The organism is Niallia sp. CD-39, assembly GCF_059874745.1.
The window spans coordinates 65,017-88,201 of sequence record NZ_JCBCPS010000008.1; the positions used below are offsets into that span (position 1 = coordinate 65,017).

General features: G+C 36.7%; 30 protein-coding genes and 1 other annotated feature. Of the genes, 22 read left to right on the plus strand and 8 right to left on the minus strand.

Annotated elements, in window-relative coordinates; genetic code table 11:
• The first annotated feature begins 191 nt into the window (after window positions 1-191).
• Window positions 192-1,910, plus strand: a complete 1,719-nt coding sequence (gene acsA / locus AC6F34_RS15310; RefSeq protein ID WP_500773686.1) for an acetate--CoA ligase — start codon at window positions 192-194, stop codon at window positions 1,908-1,910.
• Window positions 1,911-1,991: 81 nt separating this feature from the next.
• Here the strand turns inward: acsA and AC6F34_RS15315 are convergent, their stop codons facing one another.
• The gene (locus AC6F34_RS15315) at window positions 1,992-4,844 is read right to left on the minus strand and encodes a transglycosylase domain-containing protein (RefSeq protein ID WP_500773688.1); all 2,853 of its coding nucleotides are present in this window, start codon (window positions 4,842-4,844) and stop codon (window positions 1,992-1,994) included.
• A gap of 143 nt (window positions 4,845-4,987) precedes the next feature.
• Window positions 4,988-5,212: a binding site (T-box leader), on the plus strand.
• Window positions 5,213-5,258: 46 nt separating this feature from the next.
• Here AC6F34_RS15315 and tyrS point away from each other — a divergent pair.
• Entirely contained in the window at window positions 5,259-6,518 is a 1,260-nt protein-coding gene (gene tyrS / locus AC6F34_RS15320; RefSeq protein WP_500773689.1) for a tyrosine--tRNA ligase, read from the plus strand.
• Between the two features lie 162 nt (window positions 6,519-6,680).
• Window positions 6,681-6,815, plus strand: a complete 135-nt coding sequence (locus tag AC6F34_RS15325) for a hypothetical protein (protein WP_500773691.1) — start codon at window positions 6,681-6,683, stop codon at window positions 6,813-6,815.
• A gap of 73 nt (window positions 6,816-6,888) precedes the next feature.
• Here the strand turns inward: AC6F34_RS15325 and AC6F34_RS15330 are convergent, their stop codons facing one another.
• The 3 genes from AC6F34_RS15330 to AC6F34_RS15340 are packed head-to-tail and all read right to left on the minus strand — an operon-like array spanning window position 6,889 to window position 10,347.
• Window positions 6,889-8,916, minus strand: coding sequence for a TRAP transporter permease (locus AC6F34_RS15330; protein WP_500773693.1), 2,028 nt, complete (start codon window positions 8,914-8,916; stop codon window positions 6,889-6,891).
• Window positions 8,913-9,383 carry a DUF1850 domain-containing protein gene (locus AC6F34_RS15335; protein WP_500773695.1) on the minus strand — a complete coding sequence of 157 codons (471 nt, stop codon included), beginning with the start codon at window positions 9,381-9,383 and terminating at the stop codon, window positions 8,913-8,915. Before AC6F34_RS15335 ends, AC6F34_RS15330 begins: the two co-directional genes overlap by 4 nt.
• Complete coding sequence (locus AC6F34_RS15340) at window positions 9,373-10,347, minus strand: TAXI family TRAP transporter solute-binding subunit (protein ID WP_500773697.1); 975 nt, start codon at window positions 10,345-10,347, stop codon at window positions 9,373-9,375. Before AC6F34_RS15340 ends, AC6F34_RS15335 begins: the two co-directional genes overlap by 11 nt.
• Window positions 10,348-10,820: 473 nt before the next feature.
• Between AC6F34_RS15340 and AC6F34_RS15345 the strand changes: the two genes are divergently transcribed.
• Window positions 10,821-10,985: a hypothetical protein gene (locus AC6F34_RS15345; RefSeq protein ID WP_500773699.1), complete on the plus strand. Its 165-nt coding sequence runs from the start codon at window positions 10,821-10,823 to the stop codon at window positions 10,983-10,985.
• A gap of 550 nt (window positions 10,986-11,535) precedes the next feature.
• Here AC6F34_RS15345 and AC6F34_RS15350 read toward each other — a convergent pair.
• The 3 genes from AC6F34_RS15350 to AC6F34_RS15360 form a co-directional block, all read right to left on the minus strand.
• On the minus strand, window positions 11,536-12,744 hold the full coding sequence (locus AC6F34_RS15350) for a site-specific integrase (RefSeq protein WP_500773701.1): 1,209 nt from the start codon (window positions 12,742-12,744) through the stop codon (window positions 11,536-11,538).
• Between the two features lie 62 nt (window positions 12,745-12,806).
• Window positions 12,807-13,271, minus strand: a complete 465-nt coding sequence (locus tag AC6F34_RS15355; RefSeq protein WP_500773703.1) for an ImmA/IrrE family metallo-endopeptidase — start codon at window positions 13,269-13,271, stop codon at window positions 12,807-12,809.
• Between the two features lie 10 nt (window positions 13,272-13,281).
• Window positions 13,282-13,611, minus strand: a complete 330-nt coding sequence (locus AC6F34_RS15360; RefSeq protein WP_500773705.1) for a helix-turn-helix domain-containing protein — start codon at window positions 13,609-13,611, stop codon at window positions 13,282-13,284.
• Window positions 13,612-13,814: 203 nt separating this feature from the next.
• Here AC6F34_RS15360 and AC6F34_RS15365 point away from each other — a divergent pair, with 203 nt between their 5' ends.
• From AC6F34_RS15365 to AC6F34_RS15375, 3 genes are all read left to right on the plus strand, one after another.
• Complete coding sequence (locus AC6F34_RS15365; protein WP_500773706.1) at window positions 13,815-14,027, plus strand: XRE family transcriptional regulator; 213 nt, start codon at window positions 13,815-13,817, stop codon at window positions 14,025-14,027.
• Between the two features lie 35 nt (window positions 14,028-14,062).
• The gene (locus tag AC6F34_RS15370) at window positions 14,063-14,314 is read left to right on the plus strand and encodes a hypothetical protein (protein ID WP_500773707.1); all 252 of its coding nucleotides are present in this window, start codon (window positions 14,063-14,065) and stop codon (window positions 14,312-14,314) included.
• Window positions 14,315-14,439: 125 nt separating this feature from the next.
• A complete protein-coding gene (locus tag AC6F34_RS15375; protein ID WP_500773709.1) occupies window positions 14,440-14,667 on the plus strand; it encodes a hypothetical protein in 228 nt (75 codons plus the stop codon).
• Here AC6F34_RS15375 and AC6F34_RS15380 read toward each other — a convergent pair.
• A complete protein-coding gene (locus AC6F34_RS15380) occupies window positions 14,664-14,888 on the minus strand; it encodes a YozE family protein (protein ID WP_500773711.1) in 225 nt (74 codons plus the stop codon). The two genes, AC6F34_RS15375 and AC6F34_RS15380, sit on opposite strands and share 4 nt — an antisense overlap.
• Window positions 14,889-14,942: 54 nt before the next feature.
• Here AC6F34_RS15380 and AC6F34_RS15385 point away from each other — a divergent pair, with 54 nt between their 5' ends.
• The 15 genes from AC6F34_RS15385 to AC6F34_RS15455 all read left to right on the plus strand — a co-directional run bounded on the left by AC6F34_RS15385 (window position 14,943) and on the right by AC6F34_RS15455 (window position 23,096).
• A complete protein-coding gene (locus AC6F34_RS15385) occupies window positions 14,943-15,164 on the plus strand; it encodes a hypothetical protein (protein ID WP_500773713.1) in 222 nt (73 codons plus the stop codon).
• A 100-nt stretch (window positions 15,165-15,264) separates the two neighbouring features.
• On the plus strand, window positions 15,265-15,438 hold the full coding sequence (locus tag AC6F34_RS15390; RefSeq protein WP_500773715.1) for a hypothetical protein: 174 nt from the start codon (window positions 15,265-15,267) through the stop codon (window positions 15,436-15,438).
• A gap of 15 nt (window positions 15,439-15,453) precedes the next feature.
• A complete protein-coding gene (locus AC6F34_RS15395) occupies window positions 15,454-15,630 on the plus strand; it encodes a hypothetical protein (protein ID WP_500773717.1) in 177 nt (58 codons plus the stop codon).
• 61 nt (window positions 15,631-15,691) lie between these two features.
• Window positions 15,692-16,132 (plus strand): hypothetical protein, encoded by a 441-nt coding sequence (locus tag AC6F34_RS15400; protein ID WP_500773719.1) that lies wholly within the window; start codon window positions 15,692-15,694, stop codon window positions 16,130-16,132.
• Window positions 16,133-16,681: a host-nuclease inhibitor Gam family protein gene (locus AC6F34_RS15405; RefSeq protein WP_500773721.1), complete on the plus strand. Its 549-nt coding sequence runs from the start codon at window positions 16,133-16,135 to the stop codon at window positions 16,679-16,681.
• Between the two features lie 20 nt (window positions 16,682-16,701).
• Window positions 16,702-17,415, plus strand: a complete 714-nt coding sequence (locus AC6F34_RS15410; protein WP_500773723.1) for an AAA family ATPase — start codon at window positions 16,702-16,704, stop codon at window positions 17,413-17,415.
• Complete coding sequence (locus AC6F34_RS15415) at window positions 17,415-17,891, plus strand: DUF669 domain-containing protein (RefSeq protein ID WP_500773725.1); 477 nt, start codon at window positions 17,415-17,417, stop codon at window positions 17,889-17,891. The genes AC6F34_RS15410 and AC6F34_RS15415 overlap by 1 nt, the downstream gene beginning before the upstream one ends.
• A gap of 86 nt (window positions 17,892-17,977) precedes the next feature.
• Entirely contained in the window at window positions 17,978-20,323 is a 2,346-nt protein-coding gene (locus AC6F34_RS15420; protein WP_500773727.1) for a phage/plasmid primase, P4 family, read from the plus strand.
• 295 nt (window positions 20,324-20,618) lie between these two features.
• Entirely contained in the window at window positions 20,619-21,050 is a 432-nt protein-coding gene (locus AC6F34_RS15425) for a hypothetical protein (RefSeq protein ID WP_500773729.1), read from the plus strand.
• On the plus strand, window positions 21,047-21,586 hold the full coding sequence (locus tag AC6F34_RS15430) for an ERCC4 domain-containing protein (protein ID WP_500773730.1): 540 nt from the start codon (window positions 21,047-21,049) through the stop codon (window positions 21,584-21,586). Before AC6F34_RS15425 ends, AC6F34_RS15430 begins: the two co-directional genes overlap by 4 nt.
• Before the next feature lie 22 nt (window positions 21,587-21,608).
• Window positions 21,609-21,821 carry a hypothetical protein gene (locus tag AC6F34_RS15435; RefSeq protein WP_500773731.1) on the plus strand — a complete coding sequence of 71 codons (213 nt, stop codon included), beginning with the start codon at window positions 21,609-21,611 and terminating at the stop codon, window positions 21,819-21,821.
• Entirely contained in the window at window positions 21,818-22,063 is a 246-nt protein-coding gene (locus tag AC6F34_RS15440; RefSeq protein ID WP_500773732.1) for a DUF3310 domain-containing protein, read from the plus strand. Before AC6F34_RS15435 ends, AC6F34_RS15440 begins: the two co-directional genes overlap by 4 nt.
• The gene (locus AC6F34_RS15445; RefSeq protein ID WP_500773734.1) at window positions 22,053-22,595 is read left to right on the plus strand and encodes a dUTP diphosphatase; all 543 of its coding nucleotides are present in this window, start codon (window positions 22,053-22,055) and stop codon (window positions 22,593-22,595) included. Before AC6F34_RS15440 ends, AC6F34_RS15445 begins: the two co-directional genes overlap by 11 nt.
• A gap of 16 nt (window positions 22,596-22,611) precedes the next feature.
• Complete coding sequence (locus AC6F34_RS15450; RefSeq protein WP_500773736.1) at window positions 22,612-22,977, plus strand: organic solvent tolerance protein OstA; 366 nt, start codon at window positions 22,612-22,614, stop codon at window positions 22,975-22,977.
• Window positions 22,977-23,096: a DUF3983 domain-containing protein gene (locus AC6F34_RS15455; RefSeq protein WP_500773738.1), complete on the plus strand. Its 120-nt coding sequence runs from the start codon at window positions 22,977-22,979 to the stop codon at window positions 23,094-23,096. Before AC6F34_RS15450 ends, AC6F34_RS15455 begins: the two co-directional genes overlap by 1 nt.
• Window positions 23,097-23,185 lie beyond the last annotated feature (89 nt).

Below are 23,185 nucleotides of genomic sequence, written 5' to 3' on the forward strand. Positions count from 1 at the left end.
GATTTGTTGTCATTTAATTCTATTATACATAAAAAAGGGAAGAATAAAGCGCTTTCATTAAAGAATACTTATTTTTTAAAATAATTAAATAAATAACGAGTAAAAAATCAAATAAAATATTTTAAAAATTGAGAAAATATAAATTTTATACTATAATAGATTCAAATGTTTAAATTAAAGGGGGATCTTCGATGAAAATGGAAGCGTTACCAGTAACAAAGGGGAACTACAATTTAAACAACTATGATGAGCTATATGCGAGTTACAACTGGGAGGATGCAAAGAAATCTTTCTCATGGAATGAAACAGGAAGAGTGAATATGGCATATGAAGCCATTGATCGACACGCTGAAGGTGATAAAAAGAATAAGGTTGCATTATATTATCATGATGGTGAAAGAAAAGAAAAATATACATTTAAAGAAATGAAGGAGCTTTCAAACAAGGCAGGTAATGTATTAAAGCAGCAGGGAGATGTTGAAAAAGGGGATCGAGTCTTCGTATTTATGCCACGTTCTCCAGAGCTATATTTTGCCGTATTGGGCGCAATTAAAGTAGGAGCAATTGTTGGACCCTTATTCGAAGCATTCATGGAGGGGGCTGTTCGAGATCGATTACAGGACAGTGAAGCTAAGGTATTGATTACGACACCTTCACTTCTCGAACGTGTGCCGGTTGGAGAGCTTCCTCATTTAAAACATATTTTCCTTGTTGGGGAAGGTATTAAAGAAGAAGGGCAGTATATCGATTTTAACAACCATTTAGAAGCTGCAAGTAAATCGCTCCAAGTAGAGTGGATGGAGTTAACCGATGGACTTATTCTTCATTATACATCTGGCTCAACTGGCAAACCTAAAGGTGTTTTACATGTTCATCAAGCAATGATTCAACATTATCAAACAGCGAAATGGGTTCTTGATTTTCAAGAAGACGATCTTTACTGGTGTACTGCGGACCCCGGTTGGGTAACTGGAACATCCTATGGTATTTTTGGGCCATGGCTAACAGGGACCTCTAACCTAGTAGTCGGTGGAAGATTTAATCCTGAAACATGGTATAAGATGATTGAAGATTATGGCGTAACTGTTTGGTACAGTGCACCTACAGCATTTCGTATGTTAATGGGTGCGGGAGATGAGGTCATTAAGAAGTTTGATTTATCGAGTCTTCGACATGTGTTAAGTGTAGGGGAGCCATTAAATCCCGAAGTAATTAAATGGGGATCTAAGGTGTTTGATAAACGTATTCACGATACGTGGTGGATGACTGAAACTGGAGCACAATTGATTTGTAATTACCCATCAATGGAAATTAAACCTGGATCGATGGGGAAACCAATTCCTGGAGTGAGAGCAGCAATTGTTGATGACCAAGGAAATGAACTGCCACCAAACCGAATGGGGAATTTGGCGATTCAAAAAGGCTGGCCATCGATGATGCACAAGATATGGAACAATGAAGAAAAGTATAACTCTTATTTTCTACCCGGTGATTGGTATGTATCAGGTGACTCTGCTTATATGGATGAGGAAGGTTATTTCTGGTTCCAAGGGCGTGTCGATGATGTAATCATGACCTCTGGTGAAAGAGTTGGTCCATTTGAAGTAGAGAGTAAATTAGTCGAACATCCAGCAGTCGCTGAAGCAGGAGTTATAGGAAAGCCAGATCCTGTTCGCGGTGAAATTATTAAAGCATTTATCGCTTTAAGAGATGGTTATGAGCAATCAGATGAGTTGATTGAAGAAATCCGCCAATTCGTTAAAAAAGGGTTGGCAGCACACGCTGCTCCTCGAGAAATTGAATTTAAAGATAAATTACCAAAAACGAGAAGTGGTAAGATTATGCGCAGAGTATTAAAAGCATGGGAACTAGATCTACCAACTGGTGACTTATCTACAATGGAAGATTAAACGATGCAACAAAAAAAGAATCCAGTTTTGGATTCTTTTTTTGTTGTTGCACCAATTACACGAAGATGTAACTGGTAATATTTATTCCTCTTCTTCATCTGGTGGATCAGGTATAACTGGTTCTTCTGGTGGTTCCGGATCGGGCTCTGGAACACTAGGCGGACTCTCTGGAGGAGGTGGTGGTGGCTCTTCCTCTCTTCCTATTTCAATCTGGTTAGATGGTGGAGATTCATTTCCAGCAATATCGACTGCTGTCACATAGTATACGCCGTCTCCAGAACGGGTGAATGATAATGTATCTCCTGCTTTAACAATGCCAATTTTAGTACCGTTTCGGTAAATTCGATACCCAATGACATCACTTTCACCATGCTGGGACCAAGTGAGCTGATTGTTGCTTTCATTGATCGTGAGAGCAGCAGGTGCCTTCCCGTTTTCCTCTAATCTATTGTCAGCTACAATAATATTAGACCAACGTTCATTATTAGCAGGAATTAAATGCTGTGGATCATTGATTTTCACATTAAAGATTGATTCTAAATATTCAATGCTTAGCATCATACCAGGCTCTGAAAATTCTTCAGGAGTTGTTGGTAATGCCATATAATTGTTATCACCGATTCGAACGAGTCTTCCTGTTCCAAGACCGTCATCAACTTTTGTCGGCACAAATTTAGCGTTAAATAAGTCTGTAATGACTAGGCCTGCTTGAGAACAAGCTTCTGATGGCAATAAACCTGAGATCGCACAAACAGAACGACGTACAATGCCACCTGGCATTTGGAAGGACTCTCCTGTGTGAACAAGCTCTGGTGCAACATCGTAGGCAGCATTCATTAAATCTGCCCACAAATAATTAGTTCGTAAACTGTAGTTAAGTCCGGATGTTTGTAGGGATTTTGGAGTGTCATATCCAGTCCATATTCCGAACGTTACATTTGGGTTATAGCCAACAAACCATGAATCATGGAAATCGTGACCTGTACCTGTTTTACCAGCCCAGTCCGAATTAAACTTAAGGCGACTTGAAATGGAAGTAGCAGTTCCAGTTCTTAAAACATCTCTCATCATATCTGTCATGAGGTAAGCTGTTTGTGGGCTGAATACTTCAACAGATTCAATCTCATGCTCGAAAATAATATTACCTTCCTTGTCGGTAATTTTCTCGATTAAATAGGCGTCAATATGTTGCCCACCATTTGCAAATGTACCAAATGCATTCGTGTTTTCTTCTACAGTCGCTCCGACTCTTAATGAGCCAATAGGAGTTGATAAATTAGTGTAATCATCCGGCTCTAAAGAAGTAAAGCCCATTTTTTCTAAGTAATTTGCCGGTGATTGTGGAAGAATATCACGATACAATTTAACTGCAGGAATATTATATGATTTTTCTAATGCATATCGAGCAGTTACAAGCCCATGATAACGGCGATCATAGTTGTTTGGCCATGGACGATTAAGTCCAGGGTTTAGGTATAACGGAATATCTGGTAATATCGTTGCTGGTGATGCAGCGCCGATTTCAAACGCCGGTGCATAAGCAAGTAGTGGTTTCATCGTTGAACCTGTTTGCCTTTTTGCTTGTGTTGCATAGTTCCAGTCAGTTAATGAAAAATCACGTCCGCCAACAAATCCTAAAATTCTTCCTGTTTTATTTTCGATTAAAACTGCTCCGACTTGTACAGGCTCTTGAATCGTTATTTCTTCACCAGAATCATTATCTTTTACCTTTTGATTTTTATCAGGTCCAAAATGCTGATAATTGTTTTTAACTTGTTGGAATACATCATGTATTTCTTTTTTTACAGTAGAATGGATTTTGTATCCATTTTGGCGAATGTCTCTATCCGCAAGTGCACGATATTCTTCTTTTAATTTGGCATTTTCCTCTAAATCTGTTTCTTCATATCCATCTCGTTCAGCCAACACGATGCTCATGATTTCTACTGCGCGTTGTTCGATTTCATTTGTTAAGTATGGATACGCTTCTAATGGGCTTGCTTCACCTTCGAGAAGAAAATCTTGTGTAATATCGTAGGCAATGGCTTCTGCATGCTCTTTTTCAGTAATACGACCGTCAGAATACATACGGTTCAATACTGTTTTCATTCGGTTAATTCCTGGTTGAAGACCTTCTTCGGATTTTAATCCTCCACCTTGTGGAAAAGGTGTGTATCCGAATGGACTTTGGGGAAGTCCTGCAATAAATGCTGCTTGTGGTAATGTAAGCTCGTTTGGCTCAACACCGAAAATTCCTTTTGAAGCAGATTTAACACCAGCAATATTTCGTCCTGCAGCATTTCGACCAAATGTGGATACATTTAAGTATGCCTCTAATATTTCTTCTTTTTCGAAGAATCGCTCAAGGCGCATTGCAAGCAAAATTTCTTTAGCTTTACGCTCGAAGGATACTTCGTTTGTTAATATTTGGTTTTTGATCAATTGCTGTGTGAGTGTACTCCCTCCAGTTTGAACAGAAGAATTGCTCACTTCTTGGAAGAGTGCTCTCAGAATCGCTTTAGGAACCACACCGTCATGCTCATAGAAATATTCATCCTCTGTCGCAACAACGGCTTCAATTAAATAATTCGAAACCTCGTTTAAACTTACTTCTTCACGCTCAAGATCTGTTCTTAACTTGCCGATATAAACATTGTCAGCAAAGTAAATCTCAGATGTTTCTTCATAGTTGTATATATCCTTACGCATGCTGTCATACGACCTAAGCGGTTCATTTTTAACAAGTGAGGCAAAGTAACCAGCTCCAGCTCCTCCTGCAAATGCAAGACCAAAGACGCCTATAATGATGAAAACAAGTGCTAAATTCCAAACGACTTGGTATGTGATGCTAGCACCTTTTACAGTCTTTCTATTTGTTAAAAAGTCAGTAAGCGGTTTTATTTTTTCTTTTATTTTATGAAAGGCCTCTTTCATTTTTTCATTCCCCCTCAAACACATCCATTATAGCATAGTTGGATTGCGCATATGACAAAGTTCTCCATAAACTTCGGTTTTTCCTGTTTGAAAATAGATTTGACATTAGAGGATAAAATATGATAAAAATGCTTTATTAATATTGTCTAACGTTGAAGGGAATTAGTAGTTGTACAATCACTGGAAAAGAGAGCTAGCGGTTGGTGAGAGCTAGTGCATATTGTGCAATGAATTACCTCCTGGAGTTTCTATTGTGAATCTATTTTTTTAGTACTAGCAATAGACGGCTATGCCGTTATCCTGTTTAAGTGGAGAGGAAATTATTCCTTTCAATTTGGGTGGTACCGCGCTAAATTTGCGTCCCTGCATATGCAAGGGGCGTTTTTTAATTTTGTGAAAAGTGGAGGGTAAATAATGAATGTTTTAGAAGATTTAAAATGGAGAGGCATCGTTTACCAACAAACGGATGAAGAAGGCATTGAAAAGGTGCTGGATACAGAGAAAATATCACTATACTGTGGAGTGGACCCAACTGCTGATAGCATGCATATTGGGCACTTATTGCCGTTTCTTACTTTGAGAAGGTTTCAAAAGGCAGGGCATCGTCCAATTGTTTTAGTTGGAGGTGCCACTGGGTTAATTGGAGATCCAAGTGGAAAAAGTGAAGAGAGAAAGCTGCAAACTTTAGAAACGGTAAATGGCAATGTAAACAGCCTTAAGAAGCAGCTAGAGCGCATTTTCGATTTTGAATCAGACAATGGGGCTTTAATGGTGAATAACTATGATTGGGCAGGCTCCATGGATATTGTTACTTTTTTACGTGATTATGGGAAGCATGTTGGTGTTAATTATATGTTGGCGAAGGATACGATTTCCTCTCGTTTAGATACGGGAATTTCTTTCACAGAATTTACTTATACCATTTTACAAGCGATGGATTTCTATCATCTGTATGAAAACTACCAATGCAAAATGCAAATCGGTGGAAGTGACCAATGGGGAAACATCACTACTGGCCTTGAGCTAATTCGTAAAATGTCGGCTGATGATTCAAAAGCATTTGGTTTAACGATTCCATTAGTTACAAAAGCAGATGGAACAAAGTTTGGAAAAACAGAAAGTGGAGCAATTTGGTTAGATCCTGTAAAGACAACACCGTATGAGTTTTATCAGTTTTGGATTAACACACAGGATGCGGATGTTATTAAATATTTGAAATACTTTACGTTTTTATCCAAGGAAGAGATCGAGGTGCTACAAGCATCATTAGAAGAAGAGCCTCACTTACGAAAAGCTCAGAAGGCGTTAGCAGAAGAAATGGCAAAGTTCATTCACGGAGAAGCAGCACTCGTTCAAGCTCAGAAAATTACTGCCGCACTCTTTAGTGGAGATGTCAAAAGTTTAACTGCGTCAGAAATAGAGCAAGGCTTTAAAGGTGTGCCATCCTATGAAGTTAAAAGTGATGACTCATTAAACATTGTTGAGTTGCTTGTTGCTGCGAAGATCTCTTCATCTAAGCGTCAAGCTCGTGAAGATGTATCTAATGGTGCTGTTTCAATAAATGGTGACCGAGTAACAGGGTTAGATTACACACTTTCAGATAAAGATCAAATTGAAGGCAAATTTACAGTTATTCGACGTGGTAAGAAAAAATATTTCTTATTAAAATATTAATGAAGCGAAGGAGGCTGATTGCCTCCTTCTTTTACGTCTTTATCTACATAATCTAGAATAGCTATATCTCTTATAGGAGAATGCACGTTAGGCCATTACTTTCCAGCATCTGAACTTTTTCGCTTTAGGTTAAATAATGGTATTTTAACAGCAGAGAGCAGGTTGTTTCAGCAAGGGGATTATAAGCTATACTTCGAGTTTGTCACTGTTATCGGACCATTCTATAACGATTGGGAGGATTTATTTAGTGAGGTGACACTTGAGGATAAGGATAAATCTATTCATAATAAGCAATAATCTAATAAGAGAAAAATAAAGGCTAGAAACGATGATCCTTCAGATTTCATCGCTTCTAGCTTTTTATTTATGTTTACACCGCTACCGTTGTTTTCTTGTCAGTTTCTTTTTTAGCTTTAATGTAGTTGATTGCATAAATGACGATAATGAATGCAATCCCAAAGACAGTAGTAATAATCTCTGGAACAATCGCACATACTGCAGCTGCTCCAAGGATAATCCGATTGATGACACCTAAATTCGTTTTTATATATCCTTCTACTGCAGCACTAAGCGCAATTACTGCAATTGTTGAGACAATTAGAACACGAATAATATCAGGGATTGCTGCGAATGCGAATTCTGTTGCATTCATTGGCAGTCCTGTCGCATCGATCATGAGCAATGTGTGATCATAGACAAAGATGAAGGGAACGAGGAACCCTGCTATTGATAATCTTAAAGATATGATACTCGTTTTCATTGGGTCTCCACCGGCAAGGCCTGATGCAGCAAAAGATGCTAGTGCAACAGGTGGCGTGATGTTCGCGAAAATGCCGAAATAGAAGACAAATAAGTGAGCAACTAAAATCGGAACATCAAATGCGGCAAGTGCTGGAGCAGCCATTGTCGCAGTAATAATATAAGCTGGGATCGAAGGCAAACCCATTCCGAGTACGATTGAAGCAAGCATCGTTAAGATCAATGTTAACAGAAGTGAACCTTGACCTAGGCTTGTAATTGCTGAAGTAAGTGTCGCACCAAAGCCTGTTAAGTTGACAACACCGATGACAATTCCAACAATTCCACATGCGATTATGGTTGATAAGGCTTGCTTTGTCCCCGTTTCTAATGCATTTAGTACATCTTTAGGATACATTCTAGTATGCTTTCTAAGCCAGGATACACCAATGGTTATCAAAATTGTATAAAAGGCAGCATATGCAACCGGTACACCAGCAAATAGCATGATGATTAAGGTAATGAGAGGAATCATTAAATGCCAGCCTTGCTTCATCACTTTTCTTACTTCAGGTAGATCTGGCTTTGGCAAACCTCTTAAGTTTGCACGACCTGCACGATAATGAACCTGCATGATACTTGTTATAAAAAACAAGAAGGCTGGAATGATCGCTGATATGGCAATCGTTCCATAGGAAATACCAGTTGTTTCCGCCATGATAAAGGCACTGGCTCCCATAATCGGGGGTAGAATCTGCCCACCAATTGAGGAACTGGCTTCAACTGCTCCTGAAAAGTTTTTGTCATAGCCAATTTTTTTCATGAGTGGAATTGTAAAAGCGCCTGTACTTACAACGTTCCCAACTGCAGTACCGTTTACTGATCCCATTAAGGCACTGGAAATAACGGCTACCTTTGCGGGCCCACCTTGCTTATGACCAGCAAGAGCAAGAGCAAGATCATTGAAGAATTGCCCCATTCCTGACTTTGCTAAGAAAGCTCCGAATAAAATAAACAGGAAAATAAACTGTACGGATGCTCCAATCGCTGTTGAGAACAATCCTTCTGTTTTTGTAAACATTTGTCCAAATATATCAGCTAAATCAAATGGTCTTGTTAGCAACATCCTTGGTAGCCAATCTTGATGACTAAAGAAAGGATATAACAAAAATAGAAATGCGAGAATTGGTAAAATCCAGCCGGTAACACGACGGGCTGCTTCAAAGACTAAAATAACGGTCAGTATAGCCATTAAAATGTCTGTAGTATTGGCAATCCCACCACGTGTAGTAACGATATCTTGATAAACATTAACTAAATATAAAAATGAACCAATACTTAGTGCAAATAGGATCCAATCATAAAACGGCACCTTCGTACGATCCTGTTTTTTATAGGTTGGATAAAGCAGAAAAACTAAAGCCATCCCAAACGTTAAATGAAAACTACGCTGTAGGAGGGTTGGTAGTGGATTAAATGTTATATACAAATGGAATAATGCATAACCAATCGCTAAAATACTAAAAAACAATACAAGCCCCTTGTTGCTCCATTTTCGTGTATTTGATTCTATATCATATTTCTCTAGAACCTCTTGTATCTTCTTGTCTGAAATTTCTGTATCTGTTGATACTGTAGGATTCACCTTTGGATCCTTCATAAAAAATCACCCCTTATATATTCCCAGATTGATAGTTCTCTTGGTTTGATCAAGACGGGCTCGTATTGATCGAAATAGTGGTATAAAGGTACTTCACGATCACTGAATAACAGAGTGGTCTGTACATGTTGAGAAATTGTTAAATATAATTCCTTATAATCAATACGTAAATCAATCGTAATAAGCCCATTCTCAGTTGTCGTTTCTAGTCCTTGATAAGGAGTACCAGCACCAAATGTTTTAAATTGAGTTTCTGTTAGTATGATTTTTTCATTCTCTCTTTGGTAATGCTCAAACCATTCCTCTTTTTCAATGGAGTGAATCCAGCCAAGCACGAACCTATCCTCTCGAATCAGAAAAGTAGAGCGTTCGCCTGTTACTTCAATAACAGGAACTCGATAAAACAGAAGAGGGAGCGCAATGAGAAACGCACTCCCAATCCAAATGGTCTTTCTCTTATTGCTCATTAAAGTATTTTTCAGCACCTGGATGCAATGGAGCAATGAGTCCTTCTTGGGCATGGTCTAATGAAATTTCAGACGCTGCCTGGTGTGAGTTTGCTAATGTATCTAGACTTTCAAAGAGTTTTTTTGTTAGTTTATAAACATCATCTTCACTTAAGTCACTGCGAACAACAAGTGCATTTGGTACAGCAGCAGTTGGAATTGCTTCATCGTTCCCATACGTACCAGCAGGAATTTCAAGTGATACGAAGTATGGATGCTCTTCTACAATCGCTTCAACATGATTTGGAAGCACTTTCACAATATTGATATCAAAAGTCTCGGCAAGTTCTAAAACAGAAGCATTCGGTAGGCCACTCGTTAAGAAGGCTGCGTCAATTCTTCCTGCTTTTAAACCATCAGCCGCTTCAGCATATCCAAGATAGTCTACAGTTAAGTCGTCGTATGTAATCCCATTCCCATGTAATAATGCGCGAGCGTTCAGCTCTACACCGGATCCTTGGTCACCAACAGCAATTCGTTTTCCTTTTAAATCTTCAATTGTTTCAATTCCAGCATCAGCACGAGCGACAATTTGAACGACGTTCGGGTAAAGGTTCGCAATCTGTGAAATCCCTTCCAAAGGTTCGCTGAAGCTAGCTTCACCATTCAATGCTTGGCTTAGCGCGTCACTCATAACAAAAGCCATTTCTACTTTGTTATCTGCCATTAAGTTTAAGTTTTCAGCAGAAGCTCCAGTTGTTTGTGTTCGTGAGTTCACATCAAATGATGATGAATAAATATCTGCAAGCGTTGTAGCGATAATGTTGTATGGCCCAGAAGCCCCACCAGTCGCAATCGTTACAATATTTTGATCTAATCCATCTTCACTTGCGCTTCCAGATTCATTATCAGAGCCACCGCCACAAGCAGCAAGAACAAGGGCTAATAATCCAGTCATAAGTAAAACTAACCACTTTTTTCTCATATAAATACCCCTTTCGACAATTTTTTTATAAAGCCGTTTCATTATAATATTTAATATATTTTTAGTCAATTCATTATATTTTAATTAATCTAAATTTATAGTTATTTGATTAGTGAAAGGAAACTAAAACCCTGGGTGGTTTTAATTTTGTACATAAAATAAAAGCGGTTAAGAATGGGTGCCCACACCTTTTTATATGTTTTTTATATTTAATTACGACCGGGTATGAAATTAAAAATTGTCTTAAGAAAGTGTGTTTTATGGCGGATGAATGCAATAACAATGCATTGGGAGAATGTTCAACGGCTGAAGGAGCGAATACGACAGCTGCTGGTGCTACATCTCATTCAAAAGGTTTGCCACATTGAAGTTTCCAAGGGGAGCGATGCTTTTATTTTGTCGTATTTTGTATGAAAAATTAAAAAGGATTATTATTTCACATGAAGAATGTTAATAATTAGGAGGTGAGAAACATGAAAAAGAAATCTTTATTAGTGTCCCTTACTTTTATATTTGTTATGGCATTTGCACCTGTCGCCGGAGCTTATCTTGGAGCTACGCCTGCTCCAGGTCCAGGGGGTGGAAGTAAACCACCTGTCCCAATCTGTGATAACAAAGGGAATTGTATTTTACCATAAGAAATGACTAGATTTTTAGAAAAGTACTCTGCATTGAGTGCTTTTTTCTATGTAAAAAAACAACTAGCACAATGAAGGGATACTATAATATCAAGAGTTGATACTTAAATAAAATGAATTCTTCAATTGAGAGGTGTTTTTATTATTCATAAAATATTATCCAATTATCGGATATTTATCCTATAAGCAGAAGTGGAAATTGCTTAGGTAATTATTTTACTAGGGGCACATTCGTAAAAGCATAAAAACTACTATTAGAGTATTAAACACACATACGTAATTAAGTGCTCATAATTATGGGTCATATTTTAGTACTGATCTGAAAGTTCAGCGGTTTTTATTAGGTTTAAAGGGGGCTAATTCTCCTTGATTACCCTAATAATAACACTTTTTATTTCCTTAAATTGTACATGCTTAAAATATAAAAAAGCCCAGAAACCGTAATGTAACAGGCTTCTAAGGCTTTTAAAACTTCAATTATAAAGATTAACGAGAGTAGAACTCAATAGTTAGGAAAAGCCTATTGTTATAAGGTGATTTGAGGTTTAATCTAAAAACCAGCCCCAAAACCAGTCCCAGTTTGTTTCATTGCCTGTTCAAATGCAGCAATTGACTCCTTCTCTAAGTCCTTGAACGAGTGTCCATAAATATCTAAAATCATTTGAGGAGTATTACCTAAACGATCAGCAATAACTTTAACTGGAATCTTTTGTGCAATTAGTATAGTAGCATGTGTGTGCCGTAATCCATGAGGGGTGATTTTCTTAAATCCATCCCCTTTTTTGTTTTCAGTACTAGCATCCATACTTAGCTGTGCAGAAATTCTGTTCATTGAATACATTATCGCATTATCGGTAACTGGTTTCCCTGTTTGATAAGAAAGGAATATGAAATCATTATGACTAAGCTTTTCACCGTATGACAACTTTAATTCTTTACACCATTTTTTATATGCGTGTAAATGCATGATGAGAGAGTCATCTATTAAGATGGTTCTGTAACTATTCTTAGTCTTCGGAGTTCTCACTCCTTTATTATCCCGTGTACGTTCTACCGTTAATGTTTTTTCTTCTATATTAATATCTTTCCAAGTAAGTCCGTGAGCTTCTCCCTTTCTAAGCCCAGTGTATGAAAGCAAATAAATTAATGTGTAATTTGTTATGTTTTCAACATCTTTTGCCTTATTAAGAAAAATCTTTAATTCGTTTAGTGTTAAAAAGTTATCCTTGTCTTGCTCATTAGAAATCATAATTTTTTTGAATCGGTTACGAGGAATTATTTCATCATCAACAGCAGCGTTGATCGCTACCTTAAATAGCCGATGAAATAGTTGCACTGTACTTGGCTCATAGCTTTTGAGTAATTCATTTACGAATACTCTCTTGTAAGTGGTCTTGTCTAATTCTGCAAGTTTATACTTACCAAGAAGTGGTTTCATCTGATTTTTTATAGCATTTTTCCTCTGCAGTTTGGAGGTAATTTTCCAATCACCTTTGTGAGTTTCAAACCAAATATCTAACCACTCAGAAACTGTTAGATTGGAATGTTCAACTTTTTTTATTTCACCGCTTAAAATACTTGTTTTTACTTCGAGTAAATGTCTATAAGCTTCATTTTCAGTTTTAAAGTTTTGTTTTTTCTTTTCTCGTCTTTTGCCAGAAGAATCATAATATTTATGTCTATAACACCACAGTTTTTCTTTCTTAGCATTATAGTAATAATATAATTCATCATCTTTTCTTGATTTATATAGCTTCATTTTAATCCCTTTCTTAGCGTGGACAGACGCACATGCAGGGCTTAAAAAGAGAAATCACCTCCTTAAAATTCTTCAAACCACTCAATTACACCTAATGGCTCAAAACAAATTGTGAAACCATCAATTTCCTTAAACAAACCATATTTTTCTTTATATCTTTCTAAAGCTGCTGTTAAAAAATCTTCAGTCACATTTAAATAATCAGCTAGTTCATATTTATTCTTTATTCCTAATCGATGGGCTAAAGCGATTTTTCTTAATGGCACAATCTTTTTATAGGCCCATGTTCGAGCAATTATTTCTTGTTTTCTATTTATGAGTGATGATTGGTCAAGAATGTTTCCAGCAGAGGTGAAGTGATGACCGAGTTCCTCAGCAAGAATACAGTACTTACTATTAGAGTTTTGTCTTTTATTAATCCATATGATGTTATCGCTATACAAGCCTTTCATTGATTTGGGCATTGATTTTTCGAATACATCTATAGATTTCATCTCTGTTTCTATTAAAAGACTTTCATATCCCATAGACTTCTCCTTATTCTTGCGTTTTTCTTTTTGTGCGAACAAACTCTTTGAAACGCTCAATTTCCTCCAATTCTTCTTCTGTCCATTCTTCTCCATCGTGGTGAGCTGCAATTGTATGGATATCCTCACCAGTTTCAGCCATTCTTTCAAGTTGATCAGTAGTAATTCCTAAACCTTTACATACTTTTAATACATTATTTATAGATGCGTTACCAATTCCTCTAGATAACATAGATCTTAAAGTTGTATATGGAATTTCAATTGCTTCAGCAAATGCTTTAGATGTTGGGAATTTTTCTGTAATTAGACTTTCAATTATTTCAGTTCTTCTATCTTTCACTTCTAATTCTCCCCCGACACTGTTTTATACGAAAAATCGTAGTTCTTAATTCCATTATATACATAAATATAGGAAAGTAAAGGGGTAAAATACGAAATTGAGAATTTTTTTAAATTATATAGTTGACTTAATACGAAATTGAGTATAGTATGGACACAAGATACGAAATTGCGTATCGGACATAAGTAAGGAGGAGAATGAATTTGCTACGTAATTTAAGGGCAGAAATGGTTCGTAGCGACGTAAAACCAAAGGATATTGCTTCTCTTTTGCAGGTTCGTGATGCAACTATTTATGACAAACTTAATGGTCATTACGAATTTTCGTTTAGCGAAGCCTTAAAAATTAAACGTCGCTACTTTCCAGATCTCGATCTTGAGTATCTTTTCGCTACTTCTGAAAACCAGCCAGCATAACTAGAGGGAGGTGATTTTTTCTGAGTATTGCAGAAGTGAAAATCAATCAAGCTGAAATCAAGAGTTATATTGACCAAAAATTAGATGAAACATTACAAGAAACCTTATTCACATGGGATGTTGATGCAATGGCAAAAAAAACGTGTATGAGTAAGTCGTTTTTAGAAAATGAATTCCTGCGTGATCCAAGAATGAGGCTGCTGGAAAGAAGGAAAGAGAAGGGAAAACGCTATTGGTTCTATGAGGAATCAAAGCACGTAATGAAACAGATAATGGATGAATGGTAAAAAAAACAAGCGTGGACAGACGCATAGCAATTAATAATTACTTAGCCTAACAAGGCTTTCTCTTTTAAGCAAATTGCGAAAGTTGATGATTAAAAATTGTTCTACTCGAAGGGAGGTAGGCATAGGTGAACGCGGAAAAAGTATTTGCAAATTTAAAACAAGCATTTGAAGAAGCAGTTGAACATGCAGCTACTGAAGGAATGAAAGAAATTGAAGAAACCGAGATACGACGATCTGAACTGTTGATGGCAGTAGTGAACGAAGCATCCCGAAGATTGAAAGAAAAAAATGTTATTGGCCAAGATGGTCTTGCGAATGTAATTACAGGTCGTAGAAAGTATCAAGAATATTAATATCTTTTCTGAGTGCTTTCGTAATACATCTTAAAACTGTATTCAAAGACTCTCATAAAGCTATCAGAGTAATTGGATTCTATGAATCCACGAATGACTTCATAATCCTTTGTATTTGGAAATTCATTATCTAGTTCGACCTCGGCAGCAATATCGCCAATAGGTAAATTAACACCTTTAAATAATAATAACCATTCTTTATAAGTTAACAAAATTATCACCTGCCTTTCTAGAAATAGTTTAGCAGAAGGAAATGAAAAAAGGAGGATTGAGAGGTGAAAAGCGGGTTATGCCAAATATGCAATAAACGTAAACATACACAACTTTGTGATTATGCAGTAGGTACAGGAAAAATAACTAGTGTTAATTTTCAAGAACTAACTGAAACGTGTGATAAAAAATTGTGTCGTGAATGTGCCGTAAATATATGGGCAAATTGTGATGTCTGTCCAGAACATGCTGAACTAGTAAAAATGAGTTTAATAAAAACTGAATAGGAGGCAGATATTTGAATCCAATATCATTGTATTTTTTATTGCAATCAATGTTTTTTTATAGGAAGTATGGTTGGTGATTTTTTGAAAGGAGGTGAGCATAGTGGAATGGACAGAGCATAAGCCAAGACCTGACCTTGTTGGACAAACAGGAACAGTTACACGGAATTTGAAAATCGTAGATGCAAAGGAATATTCAACTGGAGTATCGATAAGAGTACAAGATGAAATGGGCGAAGAGTATTGGACAGAGTTGGATGATATTAACCTAGATTAATAGGAGGAGATCATAGTGAATAAGGATTTCGAAAAGGCAGGAATGCTTTTACAGTTCTCAATGGAAATGACTTTGAAAAGTAAATTCAACGTTGCTGATTGGGCAGTTAACAAGAGTAATCAATATTATCGCAGATACTTACAAGCAACAAAAAAACCTGTTGTTGCAGCAACAGGTCAGAAAATTTCATAAGAAATATTTTTCAGTATCAGTTTAACCAAGTCTGATTAAAAAATCAACAGGAGGTTTATAAATGCCTTTCATACATGTCAATGACCGTACTGTAATGAGTCCTATAAACCCAAAGTTAGAGCCACTTTATAGTTTTATAGAGCAGTATCAAAAAACATTTGCAGGTAGTAATTTCTTTGAAGAATTAATTGATACTTACCAATATCTTGATCAAGTTTTTAAGGAGGAAGAAATGGAGCGACCTAATAATATTGAAATTAAAGTTGCATTTTATAAGAAATCTGGCAAATGGTATTCAAGCGGTAAAGCAGTAGTAAATCATTACTTATTCGAGCCTGGTTTTCTTCACGACATTGTTAATACTCAAGACTGTCTACGTGAAGGATGGCAAGAACATGAGAGTTTTATTGTAGTGACTTCGTATGACGGTAATGAAGATTGTTTCGTTGAAGCATTGTTTCAACCAGAAGACTTTAAAGGGATCGTAAAGGAGGAAGTATAAATGAACGCACTACAACAAGTTGAATTAATGGATGTTGAGGAAATCCAGTCGCAGGACAAGCCGTTTGAAATCACTGATTTAAATAGCCTTAATTGGGCATTTAGAAAGCTCACTGCTCTTAAATCAAAGGAAAAGGAAATCAAGCAACTGGCAAATATCGAACGTGATCGTATCGCTGATTGGGAACGTGGAGAGCTATCTACAGTTGATGGAAGTATTGAGTTTTTTGAAAATATGATTAGTCAATACCATGCACAGCAACTTGAGGCTGATCCAAAAGCTAAAACAATCAGCACTCCATATGGAAAATCGAAAACACGTAAAAGTAAGGCGGCTCCAGAAAAAGTCGATGAAGGCAAGCTACTTGATTATGTGATTGAAAATGACCTTGCTGAATTTATCAAAAACAGTGTCAAATGGGCTGATCTCAAGAAGGCTCTGAGAGTTGTTGAAATTAGCGATGAGCTTGTTGTTGTGGATGGCAATGGTCAAATTGTTCCTGGAGTGACAGTTAAGCCTGAATCAATTACTTATAGTGTTGAAGTTTAGTAGAAAGGACGTTAAATAGCATGACTCAACAATTTGATTTTAATGCCCAAAGTGCAACTGAGATTGAGAAACAAGGTAAAACATACCTGTTGTATGCAAATCCCGGTATGGGGAAGACACACACCTTGAGGCACCTACCAGGAAAAACATTGGTACTGGATATTGACCGTACTTCTCAAGTGCTTAAAGGCGAAAAAAACATCGACATTATCTACGTAGATAATCAAAATACTTGGGAATACTGGGAAGCCTTACTGACGCACCTTAAAGATAACAAAGGGAAATACAACAATATCGCAGTTGATAATGTTTCAGAATTAGAGCGTTGCCTTTTGTCACATTTAGGATTCATCGGACGCAATCAAGGTGTACCTTCTCAGGGTGATTATCAGAAAATGCAGTTTAGAGTTGTTAATAGTTTTCGTTGGATGAAAAATCTAGCCGACAGAATTGTATTTACAGCTTGGGAAACAACTGATCTTTACACAACAGCAGAAGGACAGCAGTATAACCGTACCTATCCACAGATTAATGGAAAGATCTTAAACAATGTTCTTGGCTTATGTGATGTAGTTGGTCGCCTAATGATTAATGCAGAAGGTGAACGAGGATTTGTTTTAGAAGGTACGAACAGCATTTATGCAAAAAATCAGCTTGATGATAGAAAAGGTTGTAAACAGGGTGAAATCTTCACTTTGTCATCCACAAATAAAAACACAGGGGGAAATAAATAATGTCATTCTTTAAATTCGATGAGGAAAATGCAAGTACAGGATTTGAACTACCAGCAGAAGGTAAATATGAGGCTGTCATTCAGAATGCAGAAGCAAGAAAAACTCAAGCAGGAAAGCCGATGTTGAATGTTGATTTTGAGATTCGTAGTGATGTACCACAAAATCATCAAGGTGCAAAAATCTTATATAACACTTTCACTTTTGAACATGAGGTATCGGTTAAAATCGTTAACTCATTATTAAAAGCTTGTGGATTTAAACACAATCATGATTTTAAATCACCAGATGAAATGGCAAGTCAGCTTATCAATAAAAATCTGAAAATCACAGTCAAACATGAAGAATATGAAAAGCTGGTTGATGGAGTTAAGCAGAAACGTACTGCTGCTAAAGCAAAATACTATGACATTTCGGATGTTAATCCAGTAGCTCCGGTTGGTCAGTTTGAATTAAAAGATGAGGATGTCCCGTTCTAAGGTGCAACTAAATAGAGAGGTTGGTATTGTACTAGCTTCTCTTTTTTATACCAAATTTGAGAAAAACAGCTTTACAGGAGGGCAAAATGAAAGAAAATCCATACAATTTTAACGAAATACCAGCCGAACTAAAAGCCCTTCCTCAATGGATTTTATGGCGTAAGGAAAGTAGAAATGGTAAAGCAACAAAGGTGCCATATCAGATCACTGGAGAAATGGCACAAGCAAACAACAGGCGTACATGGTCAACATTTGCAACGGCAGTAAAGTTTTATCTAGAAGGTGACTATGACGGAATTGGATTTGTATTTAGTCGCCAAGACAACTACATCGGTATTGATATTGATAAGTGTGTTGTGGAGGGAAAAACAAACGCCTTTGCTAATGAAATCATCGACACATTAGACAGTTATACGGAGTTTTCCCCGAGTGGAACAGGCATACATATCATCATCAAGGGGAATCTTCCACAGTCTATTTTAGGTACTGGAAGAAAAAGCACCAAACATGGATTGGAGATTTACTCTTACGGGCGATATTTCAGCTTCACAGGCAATCGTGAAAATTCTAATGAGGTGTTTGATCGCACCGATGAGCTTGCCGAGGTATTCGAGAAATACTTTGATGACAGTGATCTTCAAGGGAAAGTAAATCTTGCAGAATATGAAAAAGACGAAATCAACATTTCTAACGAATCGCTTTGGGAAAGAATGTTTAGAAGTAAAAACGGTGATGAGATTCGTTCTTTATACAACGGTAACTTAGTCAACAATGATCATTCAGCGAGTGATCTAGCCTTATGTAATCACTTAGCGTTCTGGACTGGCAAGTCATCAACTCGAATGGATTCGATGTTTAGGGAATCATCGTTGATGCGTGATAAATGGGATGTCATCCATTTCAGAGATACCAATGAGACATACGGTGAAAGAACAATCGGGATTGCCATTTCTTCTACCACTACAACCATTTTGGATAACAAGGAACAATTTCAAGAATTCTCATATGATTTTTCCTCTGGAGATGGAGATGAAGTTGTGGAGGAAAAAGCAAAAAAGAAATTCAGATTAACTGAACTAGGGAATGCCGAAAGGATCGCTTATGAATACGGCCATGTAATCAAATATGTATCTGATATGGGATGGCTTATATGGGACGGCAAGCGGTGGAAATTGGACACAAAAAAAGAGATTGAAAGAATCACGGCCAAGGTGCTTAGGAGCCTTTATCAATCGGATGATGAGTCAGAATCCAAGTGGGCAAGAATGTGCGAGCGCAGAAACATCCGTATGAACAGCATTAAGGATTTAATGCCATTGGTTCCAGCTGAGCGTGAGGATTTTGATCAACACAAATTTTTATTCAATGTTGAAAACGGCATTTTGGATCTCAAAACAGGAAAGCTCCAGAAGCATGACCGTGATCTGAAAATTTCAATGTTAGCCAATGTTGAATATGATCCTAAAGCAAAATGTCCAACTTGGGAAAAGTTCCTTAATCAGATATTTAAAGATGACACTGAACTAATCGATTACATGCAGCGCCTTATTGGTTATTCGTTAACTGGAGATATCTCAGAGCAATCGATGTATTTCCTAGTCGGTGGTGGATCGAACGGGAAATCAACTTTTGTTAATACAGTGAAAAAATTAATGGCTGATTACGGATCACAAACAAAATCAGATACTTTCATCAAGAAAAAAGATACTGGAGCCAATAACGATATCGCAAGATTGGTGAATGCAAGATTTGTTTCTGCAGTGGAATCAGAGGAAGGTGAAAAACTTCAAGAATCACTTGTAAAAACAATCACAGGTGGGGAACCAATCCTAGCTCGATTTTTACGGCAAGAGTATTTTGAGTTTATTCCAGAATTCAAGGTATTCTTCACAACTAATCACAAACCTATCATCGGCGGTGTAGATGATGGTATCTGGAGACGTGTAAAAATCATTCCATTCACTTTAAGTCTGCAACCGCATCAACGTGATAAAAAGCTAGAAGAAAAACTGTCATTCGAAATGTCAGGCATTTTGAATTGGGCAGTCGAAGGATGCTTGAAGTGGCAGCAGTCGGGGTTAAAAGAGCCCAAGATTGTAAAGGATGCAACAGGCAACTACAAAGAAGAAATGGATATTCTGGCACCATTTTTAAATGAAATTTGTTACATCGATGAACCAAAAAACGAAGCAATCAAGATTGAAGCAAAAGAATTGTACAACGTTTATGACAATTGGTGCTTTAAATCTGGAGAACGTTCTCTAGGAAATAGATCATTTTATCGCATGTTAGAAACGAAAGGCTTTGGAAAAATGAAAGGCGCTGGAAATAAGACGTATCTTACAGGAATTACATTAAGAGAGCGCATTCCAGTTACTAAAGAAACCAAAGAAGACACTCAAAGTAACTTTTTTAAGGTGTTAGATAACTAATTTGAACCTTTAATAACTTTCAGTAACTTTTTATAAACTCAATTGTATCAAGGGTTTAAGTTATCTTTTATTGTTATTTAGTTATTTTAGTTATTGGGTTTTATATTAATTAAAAAAATAAAAAAAATATATAAGTATATTAGGGGCGCTAATACCCAAACACCGATAACAATAATAACTTTCGCCTTGTAACCCTTGGCACTGTAAGGTTTAAACGTTTTTCCTTTAATAACTTTTAGTTAATAAAGGCGCTTTTTGAAGATTTATAGTAACTGTTTTGAACGAGGTGATAGATTTGCAAGTTTTAATGATTCTCAGTCAAATATGGAAATCCGGTGCAAATATCTATCTTGACGAAAAAGATGATCGGGTTGCCATAAAAAAACAAAATTTAATTCCAAGCGAAGTCATGCAAGCTGCTGAACAAAATTTCAAAGAGATTGATAAATGGTTCAAGTCTTGGAAAGGCGTAAGTGGAGAAAAAATCACTCTCTTGAAAATGGTCCATCAAATGTGCGGTTGGCAGGATAACGAAAAAATTAATCATTGGTTATGTAAGGAACAAGAATCACTCATGTTGTTTGATCAGTGGATGATTACTCTTACCAAGAACGGATGGACTGACATTTACGAAGATTATCGTCAATACGAAAACGATGAATCTAACAAGCTATCAAATGAATTATACAAACGTGCGGTTGCATATGCGAAGAAGGTGAAGAATTGATCTCCTATTACTACTCAGACACAGAGTTAAGCAAAATTTTAAAAACACTCACGATTGTTATCGATACTCGTGAAAACGTAAATGGTCATATTCTTGATTACTTACGAGCAAAAGATATACCAGTTAAAAACCAAAAGCTTGATACAGGCGATTATGCTTGCATGATTCCAAAAAATGAAGAGTTCGGGATCAAACGAGATATTTTATTAAACAGCCGAGTCGAGCGCAAAGCACACATGGATGAAATCACAGGCAATCTTCAAAAAGATACGGCAACGGCATTTGAAAATGAATTGATCCGTTCGAAAGACATTCCCTTTACATTGATTGTGGAAGACCTGCATGGGTACGAAAAAATGCTTAAGGGTGAGTACCGTTCTAAGTACAGTCCGTTGGCTTTACTCGGTCGATTAAACTCATTCAAAGCAAAATACAATTTTGAAATTGTCTATCTTGATAAGAAGTTTAGTGGCAACTGGATTTATCACCATTTTTATTATCAAGCTAAGTATTACTTAAAATCTGGAGCTTTTTAAATCAAATAGGTGGTGTTAATTAATGGGACGAGCTATGAGAATCAGTAAGGCAAAGCAAATAGAAAATGCTAAACGAGATTTTGTATTAGGTGAATTGAACAAGCTCGGTGTCACACATAATGAGGAAGGCTATCCCATCAAAGATTTAAACTACGATGATTTGAAATATGAACTGACAAAAGCATCTTTTAAGCAGATCGATATCGAAAAAGATGAGAACAGGTGGTTTAGATGAATATAAATTTTGAAGATAAACAACAAGATGTCACTAGACCTTCTCATTATCACAAGGGTGGAATCGATGTAATTGAGTTTTTGGAACAGCACTTTACAGAAGAGAAATACACCGTAGCTGAGGGCTTTTTCATTGGAAACATTATTAAATACACTTGCCGTTATAAAGAAAAGAATGGTCAAGAGGACTTGATTAAAGCACAAGATTACTTGGAAAGGTTGATGAAGCTAAATGAATCTTGAAAAACTGTTTGAGCATCAGAAGATTTTACGTGATCGTATCGGATATAACGAGTCGGATCGATTTGAAAAATTAGTATTGGCATTACTAGTTGAACTTGGTGAATGTGCGAATGAATGGCGAGGGTTTAAGTTTTGGAGTAAGAATCAAGAGCCGAGACAATGGGAACTGCACGAATGGAAAGATGAAATAGGTGAATCTCATGTTAAAAAGAAGAATCCACTCCTTGAAGAATATGTGGACGGATTGCATTTTGTACTGGAATTAGGTCTTGAACTCAACTATTCCGAGAGAATTTTTACTTTATCGGCAGTTGAAGGATATAGAAGGTTCGAACCATTAAAAATGTTCTCGTTGGTATATAGTGCCGTAAATAAATTAGAGAGAAATCATGAAAAATTCCATTGGTATGATTTTTTGTTTGATGTCTATGTAGGTCTAGGATTCTCATTAGGTTTTACTTTGAAAGAAATTGAACAAGCCTATATGGATAAAAATGCAGTAAACCATGAAAGACAAAACTCAGGATATTAATTAGGGGGAATTAACAATGACAAAAGTACAACTTAATCAAAAGGAACAACATTATGCTGACACTCGTGAAGAAGCAGAGGAAATTGTATCAGAAGCTAAAGAAAACGACCATCTTCAAATGCACAAAATTACAGAGAAATATAACAAGTACGGTCAATACTTCTTAATCGATTTAACATTTGCTTATCAAACTCCTAAAGAAGTTATGGAAAGCCGTCCACAAAAGGAAGATGATCCTGACGGACAAATGAGCATAGATGATCACGAAGGCATTGAGTATTCTGTGGATGAAGCAGGGAATGTCTCAATTCCAGATGGACAATTAGAGCTTGAAGAAAATGAAGATGAAGAACAATCAAAAACTCAGGTTGTTGAATTTTAATGGCTAACAAAAAGAAACGTAAACGTCGGTTGGGCAGATATCTTGCCCGCCGTCGTAAAGAGAGAGTAGCAGAAGCTTGGAGAAACATTTTCGTCAAAGCTGGTATTTTGAAAGATTAATATTCAACTGGATTTGTATTTAGTTTCATAAAAAAATAGAGAACCTTTATTCTCTATTCATTAGGTATAAGAACCATACAGCATGATTT